This window comes from Faecalibacter bovis (assembly GCF_017948305.1).
In the GTDB taxonomy this organism is placed as follows: domain Bacteria; phylum Bacteroidota; class Bacteroidia; order Flavobacteriales; family Weeksellaceae; genus Empedobacter; species Empedobacter bovis.
In genome coordinates this window covers 2,290,657-2,315,830 of the sequence record NZ_CP072842.1, presented here as the reverse complement: position 1 = coordinate 2,315,830, position 25,174 = coordinate 2,290,657, and the positions used below count along the sequence as shown (strand labels likewise).

The 25,174-nt window shown below is 29.8% G+C and carries 26 protein-coding genes and 1 tRNA gene; 15 read left to right on the top strand and 12 right to left on the bottom strand.

Going from position 1 to position 25,174, the window contains the following annotated elements; all coding sequences use genetic code 11:
* The first annotated feature begins 25 nt into the window (after positions 1-25).
* Both J9309_RS11200 and J9309_RS11195 read left to right on the top strand, forming a co-directional pair.
* Complete coding sequence (locus J9309_RS11200; RefSeq protein ID WP_230475967.1) at positions 26-484, top strand: hypothetical protein; 459 nt, start codon at positions 26-28, stop codon at positions 482-484.
* 157 nt (positions 485-641) lie between these two features.
* Complete coding sequence (locus J9309_RS11195) at positions 642-2,093, top strand: FAD-dependent monooxygenase (RefSeq protein ID WP_230475966.1); 1,452 nt, start codon at positions 642-644, stop codon at positions 2,091-2,093.
* Between the two features lie 8 nt (positions 2,094-2,101).
* Here the strand turns inward: J9309_RS11195 and ytxJ are convergent, their stop codons facing one another.
* From ytxJ to J9309_RS11175, 4 genes are read right to left on the bottom strand one after another with little or no spacing between them, the layout of a single operon-like run.
* Positions 2,102-2,434 (bottom strand): bacillithiol system redox-active protein YtxJ, encoded by a 333-nt coding sequence (ytxJ, locus tag J9309_RS11190; RefSeq protein WP_230475965.1) that lies wholly within the window; start codon positions 2,432-2,434, stop codon positions 2,102-2,104.
* Positions 2,435-2,486: 52 nt separating this feature from the next.
* Positions 2,487-3,176, bottom strand: a complete 690-nt coding sequence (locus J9309_RS11185; protein WP_230475964.1) for a DUF1826 domain-containing protein — start codon at positions 3,174-3,176, stop codon at positions 2,487-2,489.
* A 22-nt stretch (positions 3,177-3,198) separates the two neighbouring features.
* On the bottom strand, positions 3,199-3,693 hold the full coding sequence (locus J9309_RS11180; protein ID WP_230475963.1) for an OsmC family protein: 495 nt from the start codon (positions 3,691-3,693) through the stop codon (positions 3,199-3,201).
* A complete protein-coding gene (locus J9309_RS11175) occupies positions 3,653-4,372 on the bottom strand; it encodes a uracil-DNA glycosylase (RefSeq protein WP_230475961.1) in 720 nt (239 codons plus the stop codon). The genes J9309_RS11180 and J9309_RS11175 overlap by 41 nt, the downstream gene beginning before the upstream one ends.
* A 133-nt stretch (positions 4,373-4,505) precedes the next feature.
* Between J9309_RS11175 and J9309_RS11170 the strand changes: the two genes are divergently transcribed.
* On the top strand, positions 4,506-6,656 hold the full coding sequence (locus J9309_RS11170; protein ID WP_230475960.1) for an endonuclease MutS2: 2,151 nt from the start codon (positions 4,506-4,508) through the stop codon (positions 6,654-6,656).
* Positions 6,657-6,685: 29 nt separating this feature from the next.
* On the opposite strand, the gene J9309_RS11165 is transcribed toward J9309_RS11170, so the two are convergent.
* Positions 6,686-7,072, bottom strand: coding sequence for a hypothetical protein (locus J9309_RS11165; protein WP_230475959.1), 387 nt, complete (start codon positions 7,070-7,072; stop codon positions 6,686-6,688).
* A 498-nt stretch (positions 7,073-7,570) separates the two neighbouring features.
* On the opposite strand from J9309_RS11165, the gene J9309_RS11160 reads away from it, so the two are divergent.
* Together J9309_RS11160 and J9309_RS11155 are read left to right on the top strand one after the other, a co-directional pair.
* Positions 7,571-8,614, top strand: coding sequence for an endonuclease (locus J9309_RS11160; RefSeq protein ID WP_230475958.1), 1,044 nt, complete (start codon positions 7,571-7,573; stop codon positions 8,612-8,614).
* Positions 8,615-8,618: 4 nt separating this feature from the next.
* Positions 8,619-9,764: an endonuclease gene (locus J9309_RS11155; RefSeq protein WP_230475957.1), complete on the top strand. Its 1,146-nt coding sequence runs from the start codon at positions 8,619-8,621 to the stop codon at positions 9,762-9,764.
* A gap of 91 nt (positions 9,765-9,855) precedes the next feature.
* Here the strand turns inward: J9309_RS11155 and fsa are convergent, their stop codons facing one another.
* Positions 9,856-10,512: a fructose-6-phosphate aldolase gene (fsa, locus tag J9309_RS11150; RefSeq protein WP_230475956.1), complete on the bottom strand. Its 657-nt coding sequence runs from the start codon at positions 10,510-10,512 to the stop codon at positions 9,856-9,858.
* Positions 10,513-10,596: 84 nt separating this feature from the next.
* The gene (locus J9309_RS11145; protein WP_230475955.1) at positions 10,597-11,349 is read right to left on the bottom strand and encodes an SDR family NAD(P)-dependent oxidoreductase; all 753 of its coding nucleotides are present in this window, start codon (positions 11,347-11,349) and stop codon (positions 10,597-10,599) included.
* Between the two features lie 463 nt (positions 11,350-11,812).
* Between J9309_RS11145 and J9309_RS11140 the strand changes: the two genes are divergently transcribed.
* The 3 genes from J9309_RS11140 to J9309_RS11130 are packed head-to-tail and all read left to right on the top strand — an operon-like array spanning position 11,813 to position 15,457.
* Positions 11,813-12,589 carry a hypothetical protein gene (locus tag J9309_RS11140; protein WP_230475954.1) on the top strand — a complete coding sequence of 259 codons (777 nt, stop codon included), beginning with the start codon at positions 11,813-11,815 and terminating at the stop codon, positions 12,587-12,589.
* Between the two features lie 3 nt (positions 12,590-12,592).
* A complete protein-coding gene (locus tag J9309_RS11135; RefSeq protein WP_230475953.1) occupies positions 12,593-13,390 on the top strand; it encodes a hypothetical protein in 798 nt (265 codons plus the stop codon).
* A 24-nt stretch (positions 13,391-13,414) separates the two neighbouring features.
* Positions 13,415-15,457, top strand: coding sequence for a S9 family peptidase (locus tag J9309_RS11130; RefSeq protein WP_230475952.1), 2,043 nt, complete (start codon positions 13,415-13,417; stop codon positions 15,455-15,457).
* Between the two features lie 15 nt (positions 15,458-15,472).
* On the opposite strand, the gene J9309_RS11125 is transcribed toward J9309_RS11130, so the two are convergent.
* Positions 15,473-16,072: a hypothetical protein gene (locus tag J9309_RS11125; RefSeq protein WP_230475951.1), complete on the bottom strand. Its 600-nt coding sequence runs from the start codon at positions 16,070-16,072 to the stop codon at positions 15,473-15,475.
* Between the two features lie 80 nt (positions 16,073-16,152).
* Between J9309_RS11125 and J9309_RS11120 the strand changes: the two genes are divergently transcribed.
* From J9309_RS11120 to J9309_RS11105, 4 genes are all read left to right on the top strand, one after another.
* Complete coding sequence (locus J9309_RS11120; protein ID WP_230475950.1) at positions 16,153-16,956, top strand: alpha/beta hydrolase; 804 nt, start codon at positions 16,153-16,155, stop codon at positions 16,954-16,956.
* 62 nt (positions 16,957-17,018) lie between these two features.
* Positions 17,019-18,878, top strand: coding sequence for a RecQ family ATP-dependent DNA helicase (locus J9309_RS11115; RefSeq protein WP_230475949.1), 1,860 nt, complete (start codon positions 17,019-17,021; stop codon positions 18,876-18,878).
* Positions 18,879-18,882: 4 nt separating this feature from the next.
* Positions 18,883-19,824 carry a methionyl-tRNA formyltransferase gene (gene fmt / locus J9309_RS11110; RefSeq protein ID WP_230475948.1) on the top strand — a complete coding sequence of 314 codons (942 nt, stop codon included), beginning with the start codon at positions 18,883-18,885 and terminating at the stop codon, positions 19,822-19,824.
* Between the two features lie 121 nt (positions 19,825-19,945).
* Positions 19,946-20,233: an HU family DNA-binding protein gene (locus J9309_RS11105; RefSeq protein WP_230475947.1), complete on the top strand. Its 288-nt coding sequence runs from the start codon at positions 19,946-19,948 to the stop codon at positions 20,231-20,233.
* Between the two features lie 66 nt (positions 20,234-20,299).
* Here the strand turns inward: J9309_RS11105 and pdxH are convergent, their stop codons facing one another.
* Positions 20,300-20,947: a pyridoxamine 5'-phosphate oxidase gene (gene pdxH / locus J9309_RS11100; RefSeq protein WP_230477870.1), complete on the bottom strand. Its 648-nt coding sequence runs from the start codon at positions 20,945-20,947 to the stop codon at positions 20,300-20,302.
* Positions 20,948-21,050: 103 nt separating this feature from the next.
* Here pdxH and J9309_RS11095 point away from each other — a divergent pair, with 103 nt between their 5' ends.
* Positions 21,051-21,608, top strand: a complete 558-nt coding sequence (locus tag J9309_RS11095) for a YqgE/AlgH family protein (protein ID WP_230475946.1) — start codon at positions 21,051-21,053, stop codon at positions 21,606-21,608.
* Here the strand turns inward: J9309_RS11095 and J9309_RS11090 are convergent.
* Positions 21,605-22,423, bottom strand: coding sequence for an aminotransferase class IV (locus J9309_RS11090; RefSeq protein ID WP_230475944.1), 819 nt, complete (start codon positions 22,421-22,423; stop codon positions 21,605-21,607). The genes J9309_RS11095 and J9309_RS11090 overlap by 4 nt on opposite strands.
* 15 nt (positions 22,424-22,438) lie before the next feature.
* The gene (locus J9309_RS11085) at positions 22,439-22,822 is read right to left on the bottom strand and encodes an START-like domain-containing protein (protein ID WP_230466745.1); all 384 of its coding nucleotides are present in this window, start codon (positions 22,820-22,822) and stop codon (positions 22,439-22,441) included.
* Between the two features lie 115 nt (positions 22,823-22,937).
* Between J9309_RS11085 and J9309_RS11080 the strand changes: the two genes are divergently transcribed.
* Positions 22,938-23,011: transfer RNA gene (locus J9309_RS11080), tRNA-Met, on the top strand.
* A 47-nt stretch (positions 23,012-23,058) separates the two neighbouring features.
* Here the strand turns inward: J9309_RS11080 and J9309_RS11075 are convergent.
* The gene (locus tag J9309_RS11075) at positions 23,059-23,871 is read right to left on the bottom strand and encodes a DUF6515 family protein (protein WP_230475943.1); all 813 of its coding nucleotides are present in this window, start codon (positions 23,869-23,871) and stop codon (positions 23,059-23,061) included.
* 234 nt (positions 23,872-24,105) lie between these two features.
* Between J9309_RS11075 and J9309_RS11070 the strand changes: the two genes are divergently transcribed.
* Positions 24,106-25,155 (top strand): nucleoid-associated protein, encoded by a 1,050-nt coding sequence (locus J9309_RS11070; RefSeq protein WP_230475942.1) that lies wholly within the window; start codon positions 24,106-24,108, stop codon positions 25,153-25,155.
* Positions 25,156-25,174: the final 19 nt, after the last annotated feature.

The window sequence follows — 25,174 nt, the reverse complement described above, 5'->3', positions numbered from 1 at the left end:
TAACTTAGTAAAAATAAAAATTATTATGAATTTAAGGCTACAGTTGATAATTCTTTTTTTTATTACGTTAATTATTGGATGTAAATCAAATACAATCTTTGATTCAAAGAATAAAACCACTAAAATTGAATTTATCGAACTCGTTCAAAATACAGACACAACAACCAGTAAAGTTAAAATTTACCCTAATTATTATATCGTTACTAATTTTAATAAGGATTATAAATATCCATTAGAAGAAAAACAGTGGAATGACTTATTAGAACAAATTAGTGTTATTGATTATAAAAATATGGATGATATTATTTCACCTTCATCAGATGATCTTAAAAACGGTAGATTTAATATCACAAATTTAAAATCTGTAATAAAAATTAAAGACAATAAGAATATTTATCAAACAAAATCATTCGATTCAAATGCTAATCTTAATGAGTTAGAAAATTTATATAAATCGCTCGAGTCATTTTTACCTCAACATTAAAATTGAATTGCAATCACATTTATTAAAAATAAAATCAAACACCTCTTAACTTTAGTTATAGAGGTGTTTTTATTTAAAAAGATTATTCAATATTGACATTAGCGAAATATAAACTTAAATCTTATTTTTGCACAAAATTTAGTAAACCTACCATCAATTGAGCGTAATTCAACATTCTATCTTTTGTCCATCATGCTATGGAAATGGGCAAAAAAGTCAAGGCATTTCTAAACGAAAATTGCAACGTTACGAAGCTGCTTTAAAATTATATCAACAGAATGAATCTAAAATTGAAGAACCTATAAAACCAAAAAGTTCAATTCAATTGTGTGCTAATTGTTCGGGAACTGGTTTAATAAAAACAAACGAACGACCTACAGCTAATCATGATCAATTTCCACATATAGCCATTATTGGTGCAGGTATTGGCGGAATTGCATTGGCATTGGCATGTTTACATCGTCAAATTCCTTTTACACTTTTTGAAAGAGATAAATCTTTTAATGATCGATCTCAAGGATATGGTTTAACGTTACAACAAGCCAGTAAAGAGATGAAAAAATTCGGAATTTCTAATTTCGAAGAAGGTATCGTTTCTACACTTCATTTTGCGCATAAAACTACAGGTGAAGTCGTTGGCGAATGGGGTTTACGAAAGTTGGAAAACAAAGATGAAATCCAAAATAAGAATAAAAATAAATCAACAAATTTTCATATCGCTAGACAAGCTTTACGTCATAAATTATTAGAGCAATTAGGTGGTAGTGAACATGTAAAATGGAATCATCAACTGATAAATTATTCGGTTGACGATAAAATTGAATTGACTTTTGACGTTGATGGAAAGCTAACTAATTACAAATTTGATTTATTAGTTGGTGCAGATGGAATTCGTAGTACTGTTCGTCGATTAATGAAACATAATGATACACTTCCGCTTAAATATTTAGGTTGCATTGTTATTTTAGGAATTTGTCCATTAAGTAAAATTGAGCACACAAAAAGCCATTTATTAGACGGAAAAACTGTTTTCCAGACAGCAAATGGAACCGAACGTATGTACATGATGCCGTACGACCAAGATTCGATTATGTGGCAATTTAGCTTTCCGATGGATGAAATTGCTGCGAAAAATTTAAGTAAAAATGGCGCGATTGCTTTAAAAGATGAGGTTATAAAACGTACCCAATGGCACTCTCCTATTCCTGAAATTATTGAAGCTACATCTACCGAAAAAATTACAGGTTATCCGGTTTATGATCGTGATTTATTGACTCCGGAATTTTTTGATGAAGCTGGACCAGTATCTTTACTTGGTGATGCTGCACACCCAATGAGTCCCTTCAAAGGGCAAGGTGCAAATCAAGCATTATTAGATGCACTTTTACTTGCTAGAAAAATTACATCTGCAAAAATAGAAGATCGTAAAAGTGATACGATTCGTCAAAATGTTTTAGAATCTTTCGAAAAAGAAATGATTGAGAGAAGTAATATAAAAGTTCAACAATCTGCAAATGCAGCACAATTCCTACATTCAGAAATTGTGCTTGAAAAAGGTAATGTAACATTTGGTTCTAAATGGTCTTCTTCAAACTCGAAGGATATTTAGCCTAAATATTAAACATTAGTAAGTTGATCCAATTGCTTTTGGATTTCTTCATTTTTAATTTTTCGATGAGATGCATTGTACACACATTTTCCATCTTTTATAATTAATACCTGAGGTGATTCATGCTGAATACCGTAACGACGTTCAATTTCATTAGAAATTGGTCTATACGTCAAGAGATCTAAATAATTTAGTTCAAAATCACTTTCTTTTACAATGTCCCAAATAATATCACATAAACCACATGTTGTACTGTGTTTATAAATGATTTTAGGCTCATTAAATGACGCTTGATCAATTTGATCTAAATGCTCTAAACTTGTAATATCTATTTTTTTCATATTGTTATTTTTGTCTAATTATAGGTATTGTTTAACGTATTTAAAGATTATTCTAACAAATTAATAATAATCTTAATTCATTGTTTTTTTCGATCGGTGCGCGATGCACACAAGGTAAAACAGGCTGATCTGGATGATCTACAGCTAAACGCCAAAGATGACCATTTCCTAAATTTAACGGAGTCGAATTTTCATGTAATTGATAATGTAAATCAAAGAAATTTTCTTTTAAAAATTCATCAAAATCTCCGTCTGATTCGTCGTAAAATTCTCTTAACTTATTTCTAATTTCTGGAATCAAAATTTTCTGAGTTACCTGTTCGTTTGGAATTATATCACTCGAAGCGCCATAATAAGTACACAAATATGTATCAATTAATAATGGTGAACGATCGACGTGGAAAGAATAAACATCAGTAGAAATAAAATCAAAATCAGTATCTCGTGAATAGGATTTCAATAAATTTAAAGTGGGTTGAGCTCCGAATTTCGTTAGTTCCTTCAAATCTGAAATTATAATATTTCTTGCTAAATTCCCTTTTTCAGTTAAATCTAAAACCAAAAGATCGTCTATTGAAACTTCCGTAATATCCTCTTTTAAAGCTAATTTATTCGTAATCTCCTCAAAATCTCCAATTAATTTCCTTTCCCAACATACAGCATTTTTTGAACCGTAAAAATTAAAATCTACTAAATTCGAAAAACTGTCAACAACTTCAACTTGATTTGAATTGGAATGCATGGAATGTATTTATTCGACAAAATTACATTTTATGTTTTGGAATAGTAGAATTTAAATCAATTTGAATTGAAATTTCATGTTCTATTAGAAAGTTACACGAATTTGCGATAAAGCATAATTCGCTCGCTTTTTGATGCAAATCTTTTGCTAATTGCACATTTTCTTCCTCTTTAATCGTTACAGTTGGTTTTAGAATAACTTTAGTAATTTTTCCACTACCATCAGCATTAACTTCTAAAAAAGCTTCTGAATTATCTTGATAAGAAATGATTTCTAAATTATTAATAGAACAACAATATAAATACGACATCATATGACATGATGTTAAACTGCTTAATAACAAATCTTCAGGATTATATAAGCTTGGATCGCCTTTAAAAGCTTTTGCTGCTGAAACTTTTAAATCTTCTTTACCTTCAATCTTTATGGTATGAGATTTTGAATAAAACCGAACAGATTTATCACTTGATTTTTGATTAGAAATCCAATTCAATCCTACTTTGAATGTATGTTTCATTTTTTGCTTCTTTTTGTTTCCAATCAATTTTTTGCTTTCCTATACTTTCCAAATATGCATTTGTTTTAGAAAATGGTTTACTATCCCAAAAACCTCTATAAACAGACAAAGGCGAAGGATGTGCAGATTCTATAACGCAATGTTTATTTCGATCTATTTTAGCACCTTTTTTCTGCGCATAACTTCCCCAAAGAATAAATACAATTCCTTCTTTTTCATTAGCTAATTTTTCAATTACAGCATCTGTAAAGATTTCCCAACCTTTCTTTTGGTGCGAACCTGCATTAGAAGCTTCTACAGTTAAAATAGAATTTAACATCAAAACTCCTTGCTTTGCCCAATTACTTAAATCTCCTGAAGTTGGTATAGAAAAACCTAAATCATTTTGTAATTCCTTGTATATATTTTGCAAACTTGGTGGAAATTTCACACCATTATTCACAGAAAAACTTAAACCATTGGCTTGATTTGGTCCATGATATGGATCTTGACCTAAGATCACAACTTTTACCTCATTGAAAGGTGTATAATCAAAGGCTGAAAAAATATGATTAAAAGGTGGATATATCGTTTTTGATTGAAATTCATTCTCTACAAATTTTATCAATTTTAAAAAATAATCTTTTGAAAATTCATCTTCTAAAACATCATTCCAACTTTGCTCAATTTTCAATTTCATGATAATATTTTCAATAAAATTAATATAAAATAATTACTTCTTATTTGTTATAAATTAAGATCCATATAAATTTTATTCTTTGTTCTATTACAAGCTATTTTATAAAATTATAATATTATGTAATTTTGCTGTAATGCAAATATCAAATCAAACCTTAAAAGATTTAGAGTTTCATGTTGTACAATCAGAGATTGCAACATTTGCTTATACAGATAAAGTTGTAGAACATATTACAACGTTACAGCCTTATCTAGATCATAACGAATTAATTAAAGATTTACATACAACCAACGAATATTTAGCGAGTTTTGAAAATGGAAATACTTTTCCTTTTGCTGAATATTTTATTATTGACGAATATTTAAAGCGCTTAGAAATTGAAAATTATTATCTGCCAGCAGAAGAATTTTTCAAAATAAAATCGAACGCTTTACAAGTAAAAGAAATTTTAAAGTATTTAACTAATTTTCAAGAATATACTCCTACTCTTTTTACAAAAGCTTCTTCAATTCAATATGAAAAAGAGATTGTTAAATTAATTGACACCGTTTTTAATAAATTCGGAGAAGTAAAAGATGACGCAAGTCCTGAACTTAAAATTGTGCGTGATCGTTTGCGACACTTAAATTCTCGTATCACTGAATTATTTAATAAATCGATGTCTTATCATTCAGATTATTTAGATGATATTCGAGAATCTGTTATAGGAAATCGTCGTGTTTTAGCAGTAAAATCTTTTCAGAGAAAACGTGTAAAAGGTCAATTTTTAGGTACTTCAAAAACAGGATCTATTACATTTATAGAACCTGAAAGTGTGCAAGGTCCACGACGTGAATTTGAAGAATTAAAGGAAGATGAAAAGCACTTAATTATACAAATCCTATTGGATTTGACAGCTAAAATTGCTGTTTTCCGTCCAAATTTAGAAGAATATCAACGTTTTTTAGAATATATAGATTTTACGCAAGCAAAAGCTAAATATGCGCAAAGTATAAACGGAATTTTACCAAAAATCAATAAAGATAGTTTACAAATAAAGCTTGTAAATGCTTATCATCCTTTATTATATCTTAATAATTTAAGAAATAACGAACGTACAATTCCTCAAAGTTTATTTCTGGATAAGGATTGTAGAATAATTATTATTTCAGGTCCTAATGCAGGTGGAAAATCTATCACATTAAAAACCATTGGATTATTACAAATCATGGTTCAATCAGGTGTTTTGGTTCCTGTCGATGAAGAAAGCGAATTCGGATTTTTCTCTCAAATTTTTACTGATATTGGAGATAATCAATCCATTGAAAATCATCTGTCAACATACAGTTATAGACTAAAACAGATGTCTTATTTCTTGAAACAAGCTGATGAAAATTCTTTATTATTAGTAGATGAATTTGGAACTGGTTCTGATCCTGAATTAGGTGGTGCTTTGGCAGAAGTTTTCTTCGAAGAATTTTACGAAAGAAAATCTTTCGGAGTTTTTACAACTCATTACACCAATATAAAATTAAGTGCCGAACGTTTGCCTGAGGCGATTAACGCTTGTATGTTATTCGATAAAAAATCGTTAGAACCACTTTATCGATTAGAAATAGGTCAGGCCGGAAGTTCGTTTACGTTCGAGGTTGCTGAAAAGAATAAAATCCCTTTCAGATTAATTAACCGAGCGAAGAAAAAAGTGGAGAGTGAAAAAGTTAGTTTGGACAAAACGATTTTAAAACTTCAGCAAGAAAAATTTGAAATTCAGAAAACTAAAGATCAGGTTGAAGAATTAAAAGAAACTAGTTTGGTTCAGAATGAAGAATTAGAACAAACAAAAGAGAAAATTCAGCAAAAATTGTATGATTTCCAACAATTATATGATCGTGAACAAAAAACGATGATGCTTGGAAAGCGAATTGTAGATATGTCTGATTCTTATTTGAAATCAAAAAACAAAAAACAATTAATCGCTAATTTCTTGAAAATTGTTGAAATGGAAAATGCGAAAAAAACGAAAGAAGTTCAGCAATTAAAGAAAATTGAAAAAATAATTGAAAAAGAAGTTCAGCGCGAATTAAAAGAAAATTCGAAAGAAATTTCGAAACAAAAAGAAGTGATTGAGCAAAAAGAAAAAGTTGCAACGCAAAAGAAAATAGATAATTTAAAAGTGGGTGATCGAGTTAAGATTCATGGATCAAGTTCGGTTGGAACCATTGATAAAATAAGTAAAGATGTTGTTTTTGTAAACTACGGATTATTTACAACACAGATTAAAGTTCACGAAGTTTATAAAATTTAAAATAAAAGCCATTACAAAATTGTAATGGCTTATTTTTTTTCACTTTTCCACCAAGGAATTGTATTTTCATCTACATAATTCGGATATTTTTCTGGCTGATTTATAACCTCAAAAATTGAATTAGTTTTGAAATTATTTCTTTTACTTTCGTGCTTATAAAGCCTAACACCTTTTTCGTTAAAAAGACTAATTGCAATATAATCTTCAATTAAAACTTTATTTTCTAAAGTGTTCAAATTAGTATTGAACGATTGAATTGAATCTTTCACACTATCATTATTAAATATGATTTCAAAACCTTCACCAATGTCAAAGCAATTTATTTCTAACGAAAATTCTTGGAGATTATAATTTGATTTAAGTTTTTCAAATTCAGTTTCACCTAATCTAAACATTTGTTGTAGTGTATTCATCATAACCAGTTAATTATGTATAAAACTACAACTCTTAGAAGACAGAATATGTCGTTATAAATCAGTCAATCCAATTAAATGCTAATCATGGTTGATTTTATTAAACCCTTTGAAGAAAGATGAAATAAAAAGCATAAAAATATAAGTAAAGGGAACTAGAAGAATTACAAGTGATATAATAAATAATTTTGTCATGATGTGATAAATTTAGGTTAAATAATCTATTAACTAATGTTTTAATGATACAGAAAATATATTGGATATAATTAACATATTTTTCATTAATATAATTAATTTTTTACACATAACAGCAATTTTAACAACTATCATTAAAAATTTAACAATTTAATAAAATGAGATTTTTATGGTTTTATCCATCAATAGATAAGTATCAATTAGTTATGAAATATTTATTTTCATTTAACTAAAAACCTTATCCATTATTGTTAAAAAAAACTTACATTTGCATCCCAAAATTTAAAAGAAAACTAAAATTAATACATGAAAAATTTAACTACAATTCTATTATTTTTGACTTGCATAATTACGCAAGCACAGCAGTCTTACTATGATGGAATTAATTTCAATAAAAGAGGTGTTGCATTAAAAGAAGAATTAGCTTATTTAATCACTTCTACGCATACTAGATCATTATCATACAGCAATGTGTGGAACGCTTTAAAAGTAACAGATTTAGATCCAACAAATAATAGTAGAGTAATCCAATTATACGGATATAACAAAACATCTACTGGAACTGATGCGTACTATAATGGAAAAAATAATAACGGAGGAAATAATGGTCAATGGAACCGTGAGCATACTTATCCAAAATCATTAGGAAGTCCAAATTTAGGTGAATCTGGTCCAGGTTCGGATGCACATCATTTACGTCCTACTGATGTTCAAAGAAACTCAAACCGTGGAAATTTAAAATTTGTAGCGGGTTCAGGTAATTCTGCAAAAACAAATGGAGGTTGGTATCCTGGAGACGAATGGAAAGGAGATGTTGCACGTATGATGATGTACATGTATTTAAGATATGGTGATAGATGTAAACCTTCAAAAGTTGGTGTAGGAAGCTCATCTGCAACTCCTGATGATATGATCGATTTATTCTTAAAATGGAATGCTGAAGATCCTGTATCTGAACTTGAAATTCAACGTAACGAATACATGGGGAACAGAAGTAATCCTTACGCACAAGGAAATCGTAACCCATTTATCGACAATCCATATTTAGCAACTTTAATTTGGGGAGGTCCAGCAGCACAAAACTTATGGTCTTTCTTAGGTACTGATAATTACTCAATGACAGAGAATAAAATCAATACTTACACAAATGGATCTAGCATTTTTGTACAGTCTACAAATGAAGTGATTCAATCAGTTTCTATTTATACTACAAACGGACAATTAAATAAAGTTTTCAATAATACTTCAAATCAAAAAAATATTGAAATCCGTAATAACAATAAAGGTATTCACATCTTAAAAATTACAGGAAACAATATTAATGAAACTAAAAAAGTAATTATTAAATAAGATTATGAAAAAATCTATCTTCTCTATACTATTATTAAACTTAGGTTTTTCAGTATTTGCTCAAATTCCTCAAGGATACTATGATGCTGCAACGGGAACAAGCTATACATTAAAAACTCAATTACACGAGATAATTAAAACTAACCACGTTGACAGAACATATAATGGTTTAAAAGATTTATACAAAAGCACTGATCCTTTAAATGGATTTAGAGATAAATATTACGAAAATGATAATACCGTTTTAGATATTTATTCAGAAAACCCGACAGGACGTGACCCTTACAACTATATTCCAGGAGATAATTTAGGAGCTGGTCAAGAAGGTGGAGGTTACAACAGAGAGCATTTAGTTCCACAATCATTTTTTGATGAATATAGAACTAATCCAATGCGTACAGATGCTTTCCATGTTTGGCCAACAGATGGAAAAGTTAATGGTTGGAGAAGTAACTTCGCTTTTGGTGAAGTTGTGAACAGAAATTCTGCTTCAGCTTGTAACAGTGGTGCAACTAATACGCCATGTAAATCTTTAAATGGAACAACAAAGGGGAAATATGTTTACAATGATGATATAACTGTTGTTGAACCTATCGATGAGTTTAAAGGTGACATTGCAAGAGCAATTTTATATTTTACAACTCGTTATGAGGATATGATGCCTGATTTTTACAGAACTACAAGAAGTAATTCTAAAGTTATGTTTGACGGATCGAGAGATAAAGCTATTTCTGACGAATTTTTAAGTCAATTATTAACTTGGCATGTTCAAGATCCTGTTTCTCAAAGAGAATTAGACATCAACAATTTAATTTACAACTACCAAGGAAATAGAAATCCATTTATCGATAATCCTGAATATGCTCAACGTATTTGGGGAACATTATCTTCTACTGATTTCAATTACCAAGAAAGACCTGATATCAATGTTATTAATACAAATAATAACTCTGTTATTGTTGAATTAAAAAATAATGATAAAAAAATTGATAAAGTGATGGTTTATAACATGAATGGACAAATGGTTCAGGAAAATGTAAACCAGTACAATCAAAATAAATTAGAGGTTAAATTCCAATCTAAAGGAATTTACATCATCAAAATTGTAGGAAATGGACTTGAAGTAAACCGTAAGGTTGTAATCAAGTAATAATCTAAATATATTAAAAAAGCCACTCGTAAGAGTGGCTTTTTTAATATATAAACTAATTGTCTTTTGTGTAGTTGTAAAACTAATTCGATTAAGAATTAGCTTTCGCGTGATCTGCTAAAAACTGAGCTAAACCAGAATCTGTTAAAGGGTGTTTTAATAATCCTAAAATAGACGATAATGGTCCAGTCATTACATCAGCACCAATTTTAGCACAATTTACAATATGCATCGTGTGACGTACAGAAGCAGCTAAAATTTGAGTTTCAAATAAATAGTTATCATAAACTTCACGAATTTCTTCGATTAAGTTTAATCCATCCATCGAAATATCATCTAAACGACCTAAAAATGGCGATACATAAGTTGCACCTGCTTTGGCAGCTAATAATGCTTGACCAACAGAGAAAACTAATGTTACGTTTGTACGAATTCCTTTGTTTGAAAAATATTTACAAGCTTTGATTCCGTCTTTTGTCATCGGAATTTTTACTACAATTTGTGGATGTAAAGCGGCTAACTCCTCACCTTCTTTAATCATACCTTCAAAATCTGTAGAAATTACCTCTGCTGAAACATCACCATCAACGATTTCACATATTGCTTTATAGTGATTAATTACATTTTCAGTTCCTGCAATTCCTTCTTTTGCCATTAACGATGGGTTTGTAGTAACCCCGTCTAATACTCCTAAATCTTGAGCTTCTTTAATATCAGCTAAATTTGCTGTATCGATAAAAAATTTCATTGTTTGTTTGTGTTACGTTTGTGCAAAATTAAGGATTAATCAACTAAAAAACTGCTAAAATTCGAAAGAAAATCTAACAATAACCTATACTGCTGTGTATCCACCATCTACAAGATAATATCCACCAGTCATAAATGAAGCTTTGTCTGAACTTAAGAATAAAACTAATTCTGCAACTTCCTCTGGCTCACCTAATCTACCAATTGGATGTTTTGTAACTAAATATTCTAATTGTTCTTTTGATAAATTATTATCTAAAAGCGGAGTCTTGATATAACCAGGTCCAACAGCATTACAACGAATGTTTTTCGGACCATATTCTGCCCCAATGTTTTTTGTTAAACCTACAATTCCGTGTTTTGATGACGTGTAAGCAGAACTCATAGGTGCAGCCACTAAACCATGAATTGAAGCCATGTTGATAATAGAACCACTACCATTTTTCTCCATTGCTTCTAATTGATATTTACATCCATAAAAGACACCATTAAAATTAATATCAATAACTTTTTTCCATGCTTCTAAAGTATAATTTGCAGTTTCAGCAGCCAATCCACCAATTCCTGCATTATTACAAGCAATATCTAATTTTCCATATAATCTAATAGCTTCATCCACTAATGCTTTATTTTCTTCAGCAGTAGATGTGTCAGCTTTAAAAAATGATGCAACTCCTCCATTTGCTATAATTTCAGCCACAACTTTTTCTCCACCTTCTACATCAATATCAGAAACAATTACTTTTGCACCTTCTTTTGCATAAAGTTCAGCTACCGACTTCCCAATTCCTGATGAACCTCCCGTTACAATTGCTACTTTATTTTCTAAAATTCCCATCTTTTATTTTAAATTAAATTTCTATATAAATTTAAAAAATAATATAAAAACAATAATACTTATAATGTAATTTATACTCAATTGATATTACATCTAACACTCGATATATTAATGATATTTTTTGTATTTTTAAAAACTCTACAAACCACTGAACATAAATAATTTATAGGCAATGGTTAAAAATGCTACAAATTTCTTGTAATGTCAATTTCCTTAAGCATATCAATTATAATAGAACAAAATAATAATCGCTTTTGATAAACTTGTCATAACATATTTTGACTAAAATTCACAAAGTTAGATTGTAAATAAAGGGCAATATACTTTTGTGATTGGAAATTCTTCTACGGATTTATTCAACAGAATTACCCTTCAAATCAATAAAAATAAATTCAAAGATTAGGATTCATAACCATGCTATTTTCTATTTATTCCTTTAAATTTGGATTAAATATCAATTAAGATGAAAACAATTCTTTCAACTATATTTTTAGCAACATTAGGATTTGCTAATGCTCAAGAAATCAAAGATTACAAATACGTACATGTACCTGATGCATTATCATCATTCGGGGAAAATCAATACCAATTAAATTCTAGATTAGGTTTTTATTTAGGTAAAAAAAACTATACCATCTTAAAAGATGATAAATCAGTTTGGCCAGCAGAAGCTCTAAATGATCCTTGTACAATGGTACGCGCAGATTTAGTTAAGGCGAAAAGTTTAACGACAAATAAATTAAACGTTAATTTTATTGACTGTAAAAACCAAATTATCAGCAGCATCGAAGGTAGTTCTATTATAAAAGAATTTGACAAAGGTTATCAAGATGCTTTAAAAAGAGCTTTAGATAAAATTGAACCAAGTGTTCCTACTGTAAAATCTACAAAATCGATGGTAGCTTCTCAACCTGTAAATACACAACTTATAAAGCAGGAACCTGTCCAAATAACAGTGAAAGCAAGTGATAATGCTAATGTAGCTCCACTTTTAACTGATGGGAAGAAGAATTATCAGCTAATTGAGTTAAATCAAACTAATTTCATCATCATGAACGAAAATGCAACGCAAGTAGTCGCGAAGTTCGAAAAAGCGTTAAAACCTGGTGTTTTCCGTGTAGCAGTTACAAACGGAGATTCTACATACAATTCAATCGGTTATTATAACGAAAATTCAATTTCTTTCGAAGTCAAAGAAAATAACGTTTGGAAAGAAGTCATTTTAACTGAAAAGAAATAATTCATGAAAAAGCTTTTAGTCGCATTTTTCTTACATTCAGTTTCTTTTTCGTTTGCACAACAGGTTAGTGATTACAAGTATGTTATTGTTCCGAATACGTTTGTTGATTTTGCAAAAGAGGATTATCAGCTAAATACCTATCTAAAAACTTTACTTCGCAAAAAGAAGTACGAAATTATTGTTGAGGGTTCAAAGGATATTCCTTCGGATTTAAAACAAAATTTGTGTTTGGCGAGTAAAGCTGATATTCAAAACATTAAAAGTTCTTTTCAAAATAAATTGAAAGTTGTTTTTAAAGATTGTAATGATACTATCCTTTCGGAATATGAAGGAGTTTCTAAGATAAAAGATTTTGAAAAAGGGTATCAAGAAGCCTTAAATCTTGCAATAGTAAAATTACCTTTGCAAAATGCCAAGGAAATAAAAAAGCCAACCATTACTAAAAAAAGTGTGGAAACAAAAACTTACATAGTTATTGGTGAGGAAAATGGTGAAATCAAAATTCCTATTGATTCTTCCAAAATAAAAAACAATGATATTTTATTTGAGTCAAAAGGAGTTACTTATCGATTAATTGAACTTGCTAAAGACAAAGCGCAATTAATTAATGTTCAAAATCAAAAACCAATTCTTAACATTTATCCTTCAAGTAAAGAAAAAGTTGTACATGTAGAAGTTTTTTCTGAAAAAGGGAATTATAATACTCTTGGATACGTAGAAGATCAAAATCTTATCATCGAATTTAAAGAAGGAAATGAAACTTGGACTAAAACCGAATTTGAGCAAATAAAAAAGCCCTAAATTTGCACCTTTAAAATTAAAATTATGCAAGCACCTGTTGCTAAAAAAATAGAAAAGAAATTAGAAAAACACGGGGATATTCGTATCGATAACTATTACTGGTTGAACGAACGCGAAAACCCTGAAGTTATTCAATATTTAAAAGAAGAAAATAAATATACTGAAGCAATTTTAAAACCGACAGAAGAACTTCAAGCAAAATTGTTCGAAGAAATGAAGTCGCGCATCAAAGAAGATGATTCTTCAGTACCTTACAAAATAAACGGTTATTGGTATTTAACTGAATTCCAAAAAGGAAAAGAATATCCTATTCACAAACGTCGCAAAGAGTCTTTAGAAAACGAAGATGAAATCTTATTTGACGTAAATCCAATGGCTGAAGGTCATGCGTACTACAAATTAGGTGGTTTATCTGTTTCGCCAAACAACGAAATGTGTACATTCGGAGTTGATAATGTTTCGCGTCGTATTTATACGATTCAAATTAAAGATTTAACAACTGGAGAAATTTTAGCTGATAAAATTGAAAACACAACTGGTGGTTCGGTTTGGGCTGCTGATAACAAAACGTTGTTCTATACAAGAAAAGACGAAACATTACGCGCTTATCAAATTTGGAAACACAAATTAGGAACAACTCAAGAGGAAGACGTTTTAGTTTTTGAAGAGGAAGACGATACTTTTTCAGTATATATTTATAAATCAAAATCAAGAGATTATATTATCATTGGCTCTTCTTCAACTGTTTCAGATGAATATCGTTTTATTCCAGCAAATGAACCAGATGCAGAATTTAAAATCTTTCAAGAACGCGAACGTGATTTAGAATATTCGATTGAGCATTTTGGAAATGAATTTTATATTCAAACCAATAAAGATGATGCCTTCAACTTCAAATTAATGAAAACGCCTGTTGATCAAACAGGACAAGAAAATTGGGTTGAGGTAATTCCACATCGTGAAGAAACATTTATCGAAGGTTTTGAAATTTTCAAAAATTATTTAGTAATCGAAGAACGTACAAATGGTTTGATGCAAATGAATATCAAAGCATGGGACGGATCGGAAGATTATTATTTACCATTTAACGAAGAAACATATACAGCAGGATCGGGAACTAATCCAGATTTTGATACAGATATTTTACGTTACGGATATACTTCTTTAACAACGCCTACTTCTGTGATTGATTTCAACATGAAAGACAAAACTTTTGAAGTGAAAAAGGAACAAGAAGTTTTAGGTGATTTTAATAAAGACAATTATGTTTCTGAACGTATTTGGGCTGAAGCACGCGATGGAGAAAAAGTTGCGATTTCTTTGGTTCATCACAAAGACACAAAATTGTCAGCTGAAACGCCTTTATTATTATATGCTTACGGTTCTTACGGTTACACAATCGAACCTAACTTTAGTTCAGTTCGTTTAAGTTTATTAGATCGTGGATTTGTATATGCGATTGCGCACATTCGTGGTGGACAATATTTAGGTCGTGAATGGTACGAAGACGGTAAAATGTTAGATAAGAAAAATACTTTCTTTGATTACATCGATTGTGCAAAACACTTAATAGAAAAAGGCTATACTTCTACTCCACACTTATACGGAATGGGCGGATCAGCCGGAGGTTTATTAATGGGAGCAGTTATTAATTATGAGCCAACATTGTTTAACGGTATTGTAGCTCAAGTTCCTTTCGTAGATGTGGTAACAACCATGTTAGATGATTCGATTCCTTTAACAACTGGAGAATACGACGAATGGGGAAATCCAAACGAGGAAGATTATTACTTCTACATGAAAGAATATTCGCCTTACGATAATGTAGAAGCCAAAGCCTATCCAAATATGTATGTTTCGACTGGTTTACACGATTCGCAAGTACAATATTGGGAACCTGCGAAATGGGTGGCTAAATTACGTGAGTTAAAAACGGATAATAATATTTTACTTTTAGATACGAATATGGACACAGGTCACGGAGGTGCTTCTGGCCGTTTCGAATCTTTAAAAGAAGATGCAAAAGAAGATGCTTTCTTATTTATGTTAGAAGGAATTACAGCATAAATTTAAATAGCCAACTCAATCAAGTTGGCTATTTATCTTTTTAATTCTTGCTTCTGCTAAATCGTAAATATCATATACTTTCGTGACGAAAGATTGCCCACTTGGATTGATTTCAAAATGCGTATCAGGATATAAAAAATGATTTCTTTCGTACTCTTCTCTATTATAAACGTAAGGAAACCTCACTGTAATTGGTTGATAGATTTCTAATAAATCAGCAATTAAATAATCAAAAATTCCATACCAATTATTATTTATAAATAGCGCTTGATCCCAAGTATATTTGTACTGAAAATATTCTTTCTTTTCTTCATCAAAACCTAAATAAACAATAGGATTTTTTTCTTTATACATTGGTGGAACACCATAGTGATCAAAACTTACAAACTCTATTATTTCCGACTTAAACTCATTACAGACCGGTTGTAATATTTTATATTTTGCAACAAACATTTGATCAAAATAAACTGGAGATTTTTCTTTATCCAACTTATAATATTCTTGATAATCTACTTTTCTATATTCAATCAATTCTCCAATAAATGCATAAACTTTTACCTCTTTAGCTGAAACTATTAAAGGAAATAGCAATGCGATTAAACGTATAATTTTCATGTTTCTATTTTAATAACAACAACAAAGGATTGAATTTATTTTAAATTATAATTAATTTTATAACTATCAATACCTTTACTATGGTTAAAATAATTCAAAATATTATCTTTTTTCTATTCGTAGCGAACAGCCATGTTATTGCGCAAGATGTAATTCCTCGTCATGAAACTATTGAATTATTTTCAAAAATATTAAATGAAAATAGAAAAATAAATATCTGGACGCCTAACGATTATTCAACTTCGAATAAAACTTATACTGTTTTATACATGTTAGATGGTGGAATAAAAGAAGACTTTCCACATCTAGCCTATACAATCGCTGAATTAGTGAAAAAAGACAAAATAATTCCAATTATTTTAGTAGGAATTGAAAATACTGAACGAAGGAGAGATTTTACAAGTTTTACTACAGTAAAAAAAGACAAAAAAATAGCTCCTAATTTTGGTGGATCTACAAATTTCAGGTCTTTTTTATCAGATGAATTGATTCCAGAAATTAATAAACTTTATAAAACGAACAACAGAAAAGGAATTATAGGCGAATCTGTTGCTGGTTTGTTTGTGATCGAATCCTTAGTTGAAAAACCTGAATTATTTGACGACTACATTGCATTTGATCCTTCTTTGTGGTGGAATAATCAATATTTGGTAAAGCATTCTTCTACTAATATAAAAATCCCAAGAGATAAAGAAATTAGGTTATGGTTTGCAGGTTCTAATGCAGCTGATATTGCTCCTTATACTCAAAAATTAGCTCAAAATTTTCTTAATCAGCCCGTTTCTAATTTAATTTGGAACTATTCTGATGAACCTAAAGAAAAGCATCATACAATTTTTAAAGCAACTAAAGAAAAAGCTTTGATCTGGACTTACAGGAAATAAACTTTTCAAGAGACATTATATGTCGTTCAAATAAACTATTTTTACGCAAAAGCTACTACGATTTGACTGCAAAAGAAGTTTTAAATAGATATTGGGGACACAGCGAATTTAGAGAACCTCAAGAAGAAATCATCACTTCAGTTTTAAATAAAACAGATAATTTGGCTGTTTTACCTACTGGTGGTGGAAAATCATTATGCTATCAAATTCCAGCTTTATTATTACCAGGAGTTACATTGGTTATTTCTCCGTTAATCGCTTTGATGAAAGACCAAGTTAATCAATTAAAATACACAGGAATTCCTGCCGAATTAATTTCGAGCGAGTACACACAAACTCAAATTATTGAAATCCTTGATCAAACGAAACGTGGTGAAATTAAACTTTTATACGTTTCTCCCGAACGATTATTAAGTTCTATATTTATAGAGCATCTTCGTTCCGTTCTACTTTCTCTTATAGCAATTGACGAAGCGCATTGTATTTCTGAATGGGGACATGATTTTAGACCAGCATATCATAAAATTGCTCGTATAAAACAAGTTTTTCCAAGTGTTCCAATTTTAGCATTGACTGCAACTGCAACTGATCTTATTAAAAAAGAGATCATACAAAAACTTCAATTATTTGAACCTCATGTTTTTCAATCAACCTTAAAACCTGAAAATTTATCCTATCATGTGGTAAATTCACAGGATAAATACGGCGATTTGTTGCGTTATTTTAAAACAAGAAAAGAAAGTGCAATCATCTTTGTTCGCAACCGTAGACAAACACAAGAAATTGCTCAATTTTTACTAAATAACAATATTGATGCAGCATATTTTCATGCTAAATTAACAAAAGAAGAAAAGGAACAACGACAAACAGATTGGACCAAAAGTAACAGCCAAATTATGGTTGCTACCAATGCTTTTGGAATGGGAATAGACAAAGCTGATGTTCGAACTGTTTTCCATATTGACTTACCTCCAAGTATCGAATCTTATTACCAGGAAGTTGGCCGAGCTGGTCGTGATGGTAAAAAAGCGAGAGGAATTTATTTATATACAAAAGAAGATCAAATCAATGCTGAAAATATATTCAAAGCAAATCTTCCTTCAAAAAAAGAATTCTTGCGCATTGCTAATGCTTTATTTAGCCATTTAATTATTGGTGAAGGAGAACTGCACGATTTAGATTATACTTTAGATGTTCCTCTTTTTTCTGATAAATATGCAATTAATGCCAAAACCATGGTGATGTTTTTAGATTTCTTGAATACACAAGGAGTTATTTATCAGAAGAATTTTAATCAATTAAGTACAATACAAATTAATATTGCACCACAAACTGCAAGTGCAATGAATAATCCTATTCTTGATTATTTACAACGCACTTCTCCTGGAATTTTTATGCAACATCGTGAAATTAGTGAAGGTCGTATGAGTTATGAATTAGGTCAAAGTATCACTGAAATCAGACAAAAAATAAATGAATTAAAAGATCGACAAATTCTTGAATATTCTGATCGTTACTTAGCCAGATTTAGATTTTTAGTTCCACGAGAAGATTCTTTATTCACTAATAAACTTTGGACAATATTTGAAAACATTCAAATTTCGCAATGGAAACGATTACAAGCCATTTCTTTTTATGCAGAACAAACAGAAAATTGCCGTGAACGATTATTATTAGCATATTTTAATCAAAAATCAGAATCTAATTGTGGACATTGTGATGTGTGCAGAAAACGCAAAAAAGCGAAAGATATAAAACAACAAATTTTAGATTTTATCGCAACTGGTCCTAAAACTAACGAAGAAATTCTTACTAATTTCATAACTTCGCCAAAGGAAAAAATCCTTCAAACACTTCAGATTCTAATAGACGAATTGAAAATTGAAAATGAAGGTTTTGCGAGTTATAAAATTAAAGAATAAATATATGCGCGTAGTTTTTATGGGAACTCCAGGTTTTGCTGTTGCTTCCTTAAACGAAATACATAAAAATAGTAATCACGAGGTTGTTGGTGTTGTTACAGTTCCTGATAAACCAGCAGGACGTGGACAAAAATTAAATATATCTGATGTAAAAAAATATGCATTAGATAATGATTTAAAACTTTTACAACCAGTAAAATTAAAAGACGAACAGTTTTTATCAGACCTAAAATCTCTAAATGCTGACGTTTTTGTAGTTGTAGCTTTCCGTATGTTACCAAAAGCTGTTTGGTCTATGCCAACAAAAGGTACATTTAATCTTCACGGCTCTTTATTACCACAATATCGTGGAGCAGCTCCTATTAACTGGGCAGTAATGAATGGTGAAACAAAAACAGGTGTTACGACTTTTTTAATTGATGAAGAAATTGACACTGGAAATATTTTAATTACTGACGAGGTTACAATTGGCGAAAATGATAATGTTGGAGTGATCCACGAGCAATTAATGGAAATTGGAGCACGTTTAGTTGTTACAACTTTAGATGGTTTAGCTAATGATGAACTAAAACCGCATCCACAAGACGAATCAATTGAACTAAAGCACGCTCCTAAGATTTTTAAAGAAGATTGTAAGATTGATTGGAACCAATCGATTGACACAATTCATAATAAAATTAGAGGTTTATCACCTTATCCTTGTGCATGGACAACTTATGGTAATGAGGAATCTTTTAAAACTTTAAAAATTTACGGAGGAATCAAAACTGAAATTGAAAAAACGGGCGAATTATTTGAGTTAGTTCGTACTAAGAACAATTTATACGTTCATTTAAATGATGGAATGTATGAAATTTTAGAACTTCAACCGGAAGGAAAACGTAAAATGTCTGCTAAGGATTTTATAAATGGCCACCAAAACGAAGCTCAAATTTTCGTTAAATAATAAACAAACATAAAATTTTTGTATTTTTTTATGTTTTCTCGATTTTTTTTTGCTTGTAAACTTGCACAAATAAAGGGAAAGACTATATTTGTGTATAAATTAATTATAAAAAGTTACAACTATGAACAAATCAGAACTTATTGATGCAATTGCAGCTGACGCTGGAATTTCTAAAGAAGCTGCTAAGAAAGCCTTAAACTCATTCACTTCAAATGTAACTAAAGCTTTAGCTTCAGGAGATAAAGTTGCTTTAGTAGGATTTGGTACATTCTCAACTTCTGAAAGAGCTGCGAGAACTGGTATCAACCCACAAACAAAAAAAGAAATCAAAATTGCTGCTAAAACTGTAGCAAAATTCAAAGCTGGATCTGAATTATCTGATGCAGTTGATACTAAGAAAAAGAAATAATCCTTAAAAGATTATTCATATAAAAAAACCCATTTCGAAAGAAATGGGTTTTTATTTTATTTAGAATTAAGGAGCTAATCTTTCTTTTTTCCAATCATAATCTTCTTGCAATACATATCGAACCCTATCGTGTAAACGATTTGGACGACCTTGCCAAAATTCAATTTCGATAGGTTTAATAATAAATCCACCCCAATGTTCTGGTCTCGGAATTTCTTTGCCTTCGTATTTTTTTTCTAAATCTAAAACTTCAGCTTCCAAATCCTCGTTTTCATCAATTACGCTACTTTGTTTAGAAACCCAAGCACCAATTTGGCTACCTCTTGGTCTAGTATCAAAATATCCATCCGATGTATTTTCAGACGTTTTTTCTGCAATTCCTTTAATTATAATTTGTTGTTCTAAATAAGGCCAGAAAAATGACGCAGAAATCTTTGGATTCTCTATTAATGCCTTTCCTTTTTGACTATCATAATTTGTATAGAAAATAAATCCTTCGTCTATATAACGTTTTAATAATACCACTCTGGTTCTCGGAAATCCATCTAATCCAATGGTAGAAATAGACATTGCGTTTGCTTCATCTACCCCATCGCATTCTTCAGCTTGTAAAAACCAATCACGAAATTGTTCTAGCGGATTATCTTTCAAATCTTCAAATTTCATTGATTTTTTTTCATACGATTTACGGTGATAAGATAAATCCTGTTTCATCATTAATGTTTTAAATAATTTATTATATTTAAATAGTGTTTTAAATAATTTATTATATTTAAATAGTGTTTTAAACTAAATCATTCCAAATTTAAGAAATAATATGCCCAACACAAGTATAAAAAAAGGTAGTATTTTGATTTCAAGACCTTCTTTAACTTTAGATATTTTTAATCGAAGTGTTATTCTAATTGTAGAACATTCCGATGAAGGAACTGTGGGCTTTATTATCAATAAATCAACGGAATTACCTATTAATATATTTGTTTCAAATTTAGATAGTTCAGAAATAGTTAATGAAGGTGGCCCGGTTGATAAAGACAATATTTATTATTTACACCGAAGACCTGATTTGATTGAAAATAGTTTTAAAATTACAGACGAGATTTATTGGTCTGGCAATTTTGAAGATGTAAATAAAGCTATTAAACATGGATTATTTAATAAAAATGACATCAAATTTTTTCTTGGATATACAGGATGGAGTAAAAATCAATTAATGAATGAAGTTGAGCACATGAAAGAATGGAATGTGCTAAATAATTTAGAAATTGATTTATTTTCAGACATCAAAAATGATCTGTGGAAAAACATTATGAAAAAATTAGGAGGTGAAAACCTAATTTGGTTTAACACCCCCTCTGATCCTTCTATGAATTAATCTTTGAAATATATTTCGAAGATTTTCTTTGTTTCTGTTGATTGATAATTTTTCTTTCTGTTTTGACTGATAGATTGAATTCCAACTCCATCAATTAAAACAAAAACTTCATCAGCTTTCTGAATTTCGAATGGAAAAATTTCTACTTCCTCTACGGTATAATCTTCTTCTTTCGAAATTACTTTGATAAAATTATTTCGCAAAGCGCTTGTGATAACTCCTTCCGACGATTTTGGCGTTTTTAAAATGTTATCCTTTAAAACGAAAATGCTACCTTTTAAAGTTCTTGCCATTCTTTTATCGTTATTTAGTAATACAAGATCTTCGTATTCATTTTCTAAGCGATAAATTTCTGCAATATACTCCTCTGGACGTTGCGCATTAACTAAAGAATAAAATGATGTATTTACTGTAAAATCTTTGTAAACATCAATTTCTGCATCACCATCTAAAAATTCCCATTTATTATTACTTCCCTCAATCGTTACAATATAATTGATTGAAGCTTTTAATAAATCTGCATCATCTTCACGAAATGTAAAAAATGTAATCTTTCCGTTTGATAAATTGTTTGCTTGAGCAACTAAATTAATCTGTTCTTGAAAAAATTCAGGTGTAAAAGACAAAGGAATATTCATGCGATAAATACGCATTGAAGCCATTAAATTGAAGTAATGATCTTCCCAATCTTTAATTTCACCATTAACTAATCGTAAAACTTCTTTAACCGCGTCACCATGAGAAAAAGCACGATTTGTAATTTTAATCGTTGATAATTCTTGGCCTTCGATTAATCCACCAACATTAATTTTCAAAATAAAGTAGTTTTCTTATTTAGATCCTAAGATTTTCTTTAAATCTTCAATTTGACTTTCCCAAAGTTCTTTAGATTCTTCTACTTCATCTTCTTCAGCAAAATCTGTGATTACTAAAGAAACATCGTTCGTTAATTCGTCAACAACAATGTTTAATTCGTAGAAATATTTAGTATCTTCATCATCTTCCCATTGGAAACGAACGTATGTATCTTGCTTAGATTTCATTAAAAAAGCAGATTCCTCGTGACCATCCCAAATAAAAGTATACTTTTCTCCACGCGAATTTACATTACCAGCAAACCATTCTGATAAACCAGAAGGATTTGAAATATAGTTATATAATAATGATGGAGAAGCATTAATTGAAAACTCTATTTGATATTTCTTTTTTGGCATAATTCTTATTTATTGAGGTCGCAAGATATAAAATGAATTGAATTTACCAAAGAAAATGAAATAATACTTTGACAATATTTTTAAAATAGTTTATATTTGCAAAACATTAGAAAATGGCGAGGTAGCTCAGATGGTTAGAGCGCAGGATTCATAACCCTGAGGTCGGCAGTTCGATTCTGCTCTTCGCTACAAAAAAGCCCGATACAATAAATTGTATCGGGCTTTTAAATTAACGTTTAGCTTAAATATCCAACCACTTGATATACTCTTTCACCTCTGTGGTATATTTTGTCGTATAAAACACCAGCATACTCATACAAATATTCTCCGTAATAATCAATTTTCTCATAACCGTAAGGTAATGCGTAAACAATTGCTCCCATCGGAGGTTCTATCACGCGATAATCATTGATATACTTTTCATAATAAATTCCTTCGTAAAAGTAAAGCGGTCTAGAACCTAAATTGATCGAAATAAAACCAGCTGGTAAAACATTTACTCTAAAACCAACAGGTGGCATAAATCTCACATAACTGTTGTTATAATGTCTATAATAAACTCCATCTTGACCATAGAATTTTACATTGTTAAAATGATATGAGTTATATCGTTTATGATCAAAGTTTTTAACTGGTTTACTATAACTATATTGTTTATTAGAGTTATTAATTTTAATCGGCTCTTTTCGAATTGGACGAACTCCTGGCTTATTTGCTATTTGCACATGTGGTCTTTCAGTTCGTATATCTCTACCTTTACTATCTTGTTTTAAAGTAGGTACATTTCTTACACCTCCTTGGTTTGTAGACGGTTGCTGTCTTATTTTTTCATTTTTTGGTCTGCTAGTAATAATTCTATTTTTATTTGTTTGTTCTATTCTAACTTTTGGAGCTTCTGATCTTTGAGCTTTCTGATGGTTTTCAACATTAGTTTTACTTCCTACATTGCGCTGTCCTTCACCTCTACCTCCTCTTTCTTGTGCATTAAGTTCAACCACCAAGCTTGATGTAATTATTAAACTTAAAAATGTAAATCTCATTAATTTCATAACCAATCTGTATTAATAATTAAATTATGTAAACTACATTACTATATTTATGCCAAGATTTAAATTTTCATCTAATTTGATGTGTAAAAATTAAACTTTTATTTGAATAAAATATTTAATCATTTCATTATCAATATTTTAGTTTAACAAAAAAGTCTAACAAAATTGTCAAAAAAATTAATAGGAATAGTTATAAAACTTTAATTATTTTTACGACTTAATTAGAATTCGATAATGATTGACGTTAAAAACGCTTACATAGGCTTTATAACTTTACAAAAAGTTGGACATAAAATTCGTGAAGAAGCAAATATTTTTGCACAAGAAACAATGCCTTTAGACGAAAAGAAAGAAGAAGATTTAGTTCCTTTCTTATTAGCACCTTTCAGAAAGAATTTAGAACCTCATCACTTTACTCATTATACTGAAAAATTAGAATTTAATGTTTTATACAATTCTGCTATTTCCGTTTTTGATGACGAAGTAGATTTTGTTGATTTTTCTAATGATACATTAAGCCATTTATTTGAAAAATCTTTACACCCACAAATTAAAACCGGTGAAGTATTTATGGTATTATTCGAAAATATGCAGTTCGAAGAAATTCCATGCCGTGGTTTGGCCATTTATAAATTAGAGAATAAAAAGAAATTTATTCGATTTGATGAATCTCAAGGAATTGATTATAACATCTGGAAAGGTTACAAGTTAGAAGGGATTGACAAAGCTTGTTTAATTTTGGATGTTCATCGTGAAGATGGATTTAGAGTTTTTTCTATTGATGATCAACACCAAGAATCTGAATATTGGAAAAAGAATTTCTTGGAAATCGATATGATTAAAAATAATTCGTATCATACTAAAAAGTATTTAGAGTTAATTCAGGATTTTTCGAACGAAGTTGTATTAGATAAAAACGATAAAAAATCTCAAGCTGAGTTTATTTCAAATACAATTCAGGTGATGCAAAACAATGATTTTATTTCACCTGAAGTTATTGAAGAAGAATTAATTAAACCATTTGAGCTAATTGATGAATTTAAAGATTTTAAGAAAAATTACGCAGAAGAACGTAAAGTAGATTTTGTTGAAAATTTTGAAGTTTCTTTTCCAACTTTAGCCAAAGAATCTAAAAAATTAAAGTCAGAGATTAAATTAGATACTAACATCAATTTAAAAATTGATTTACACGATCCTGATGCTGCTGAAGAATATTTAGAGCGCGGATACGACGAAGAAAAGAAAATGTACTATTACAAAGTATATTTTAATACAGAGAAATAAACAATAGAGTTTTAGTGTA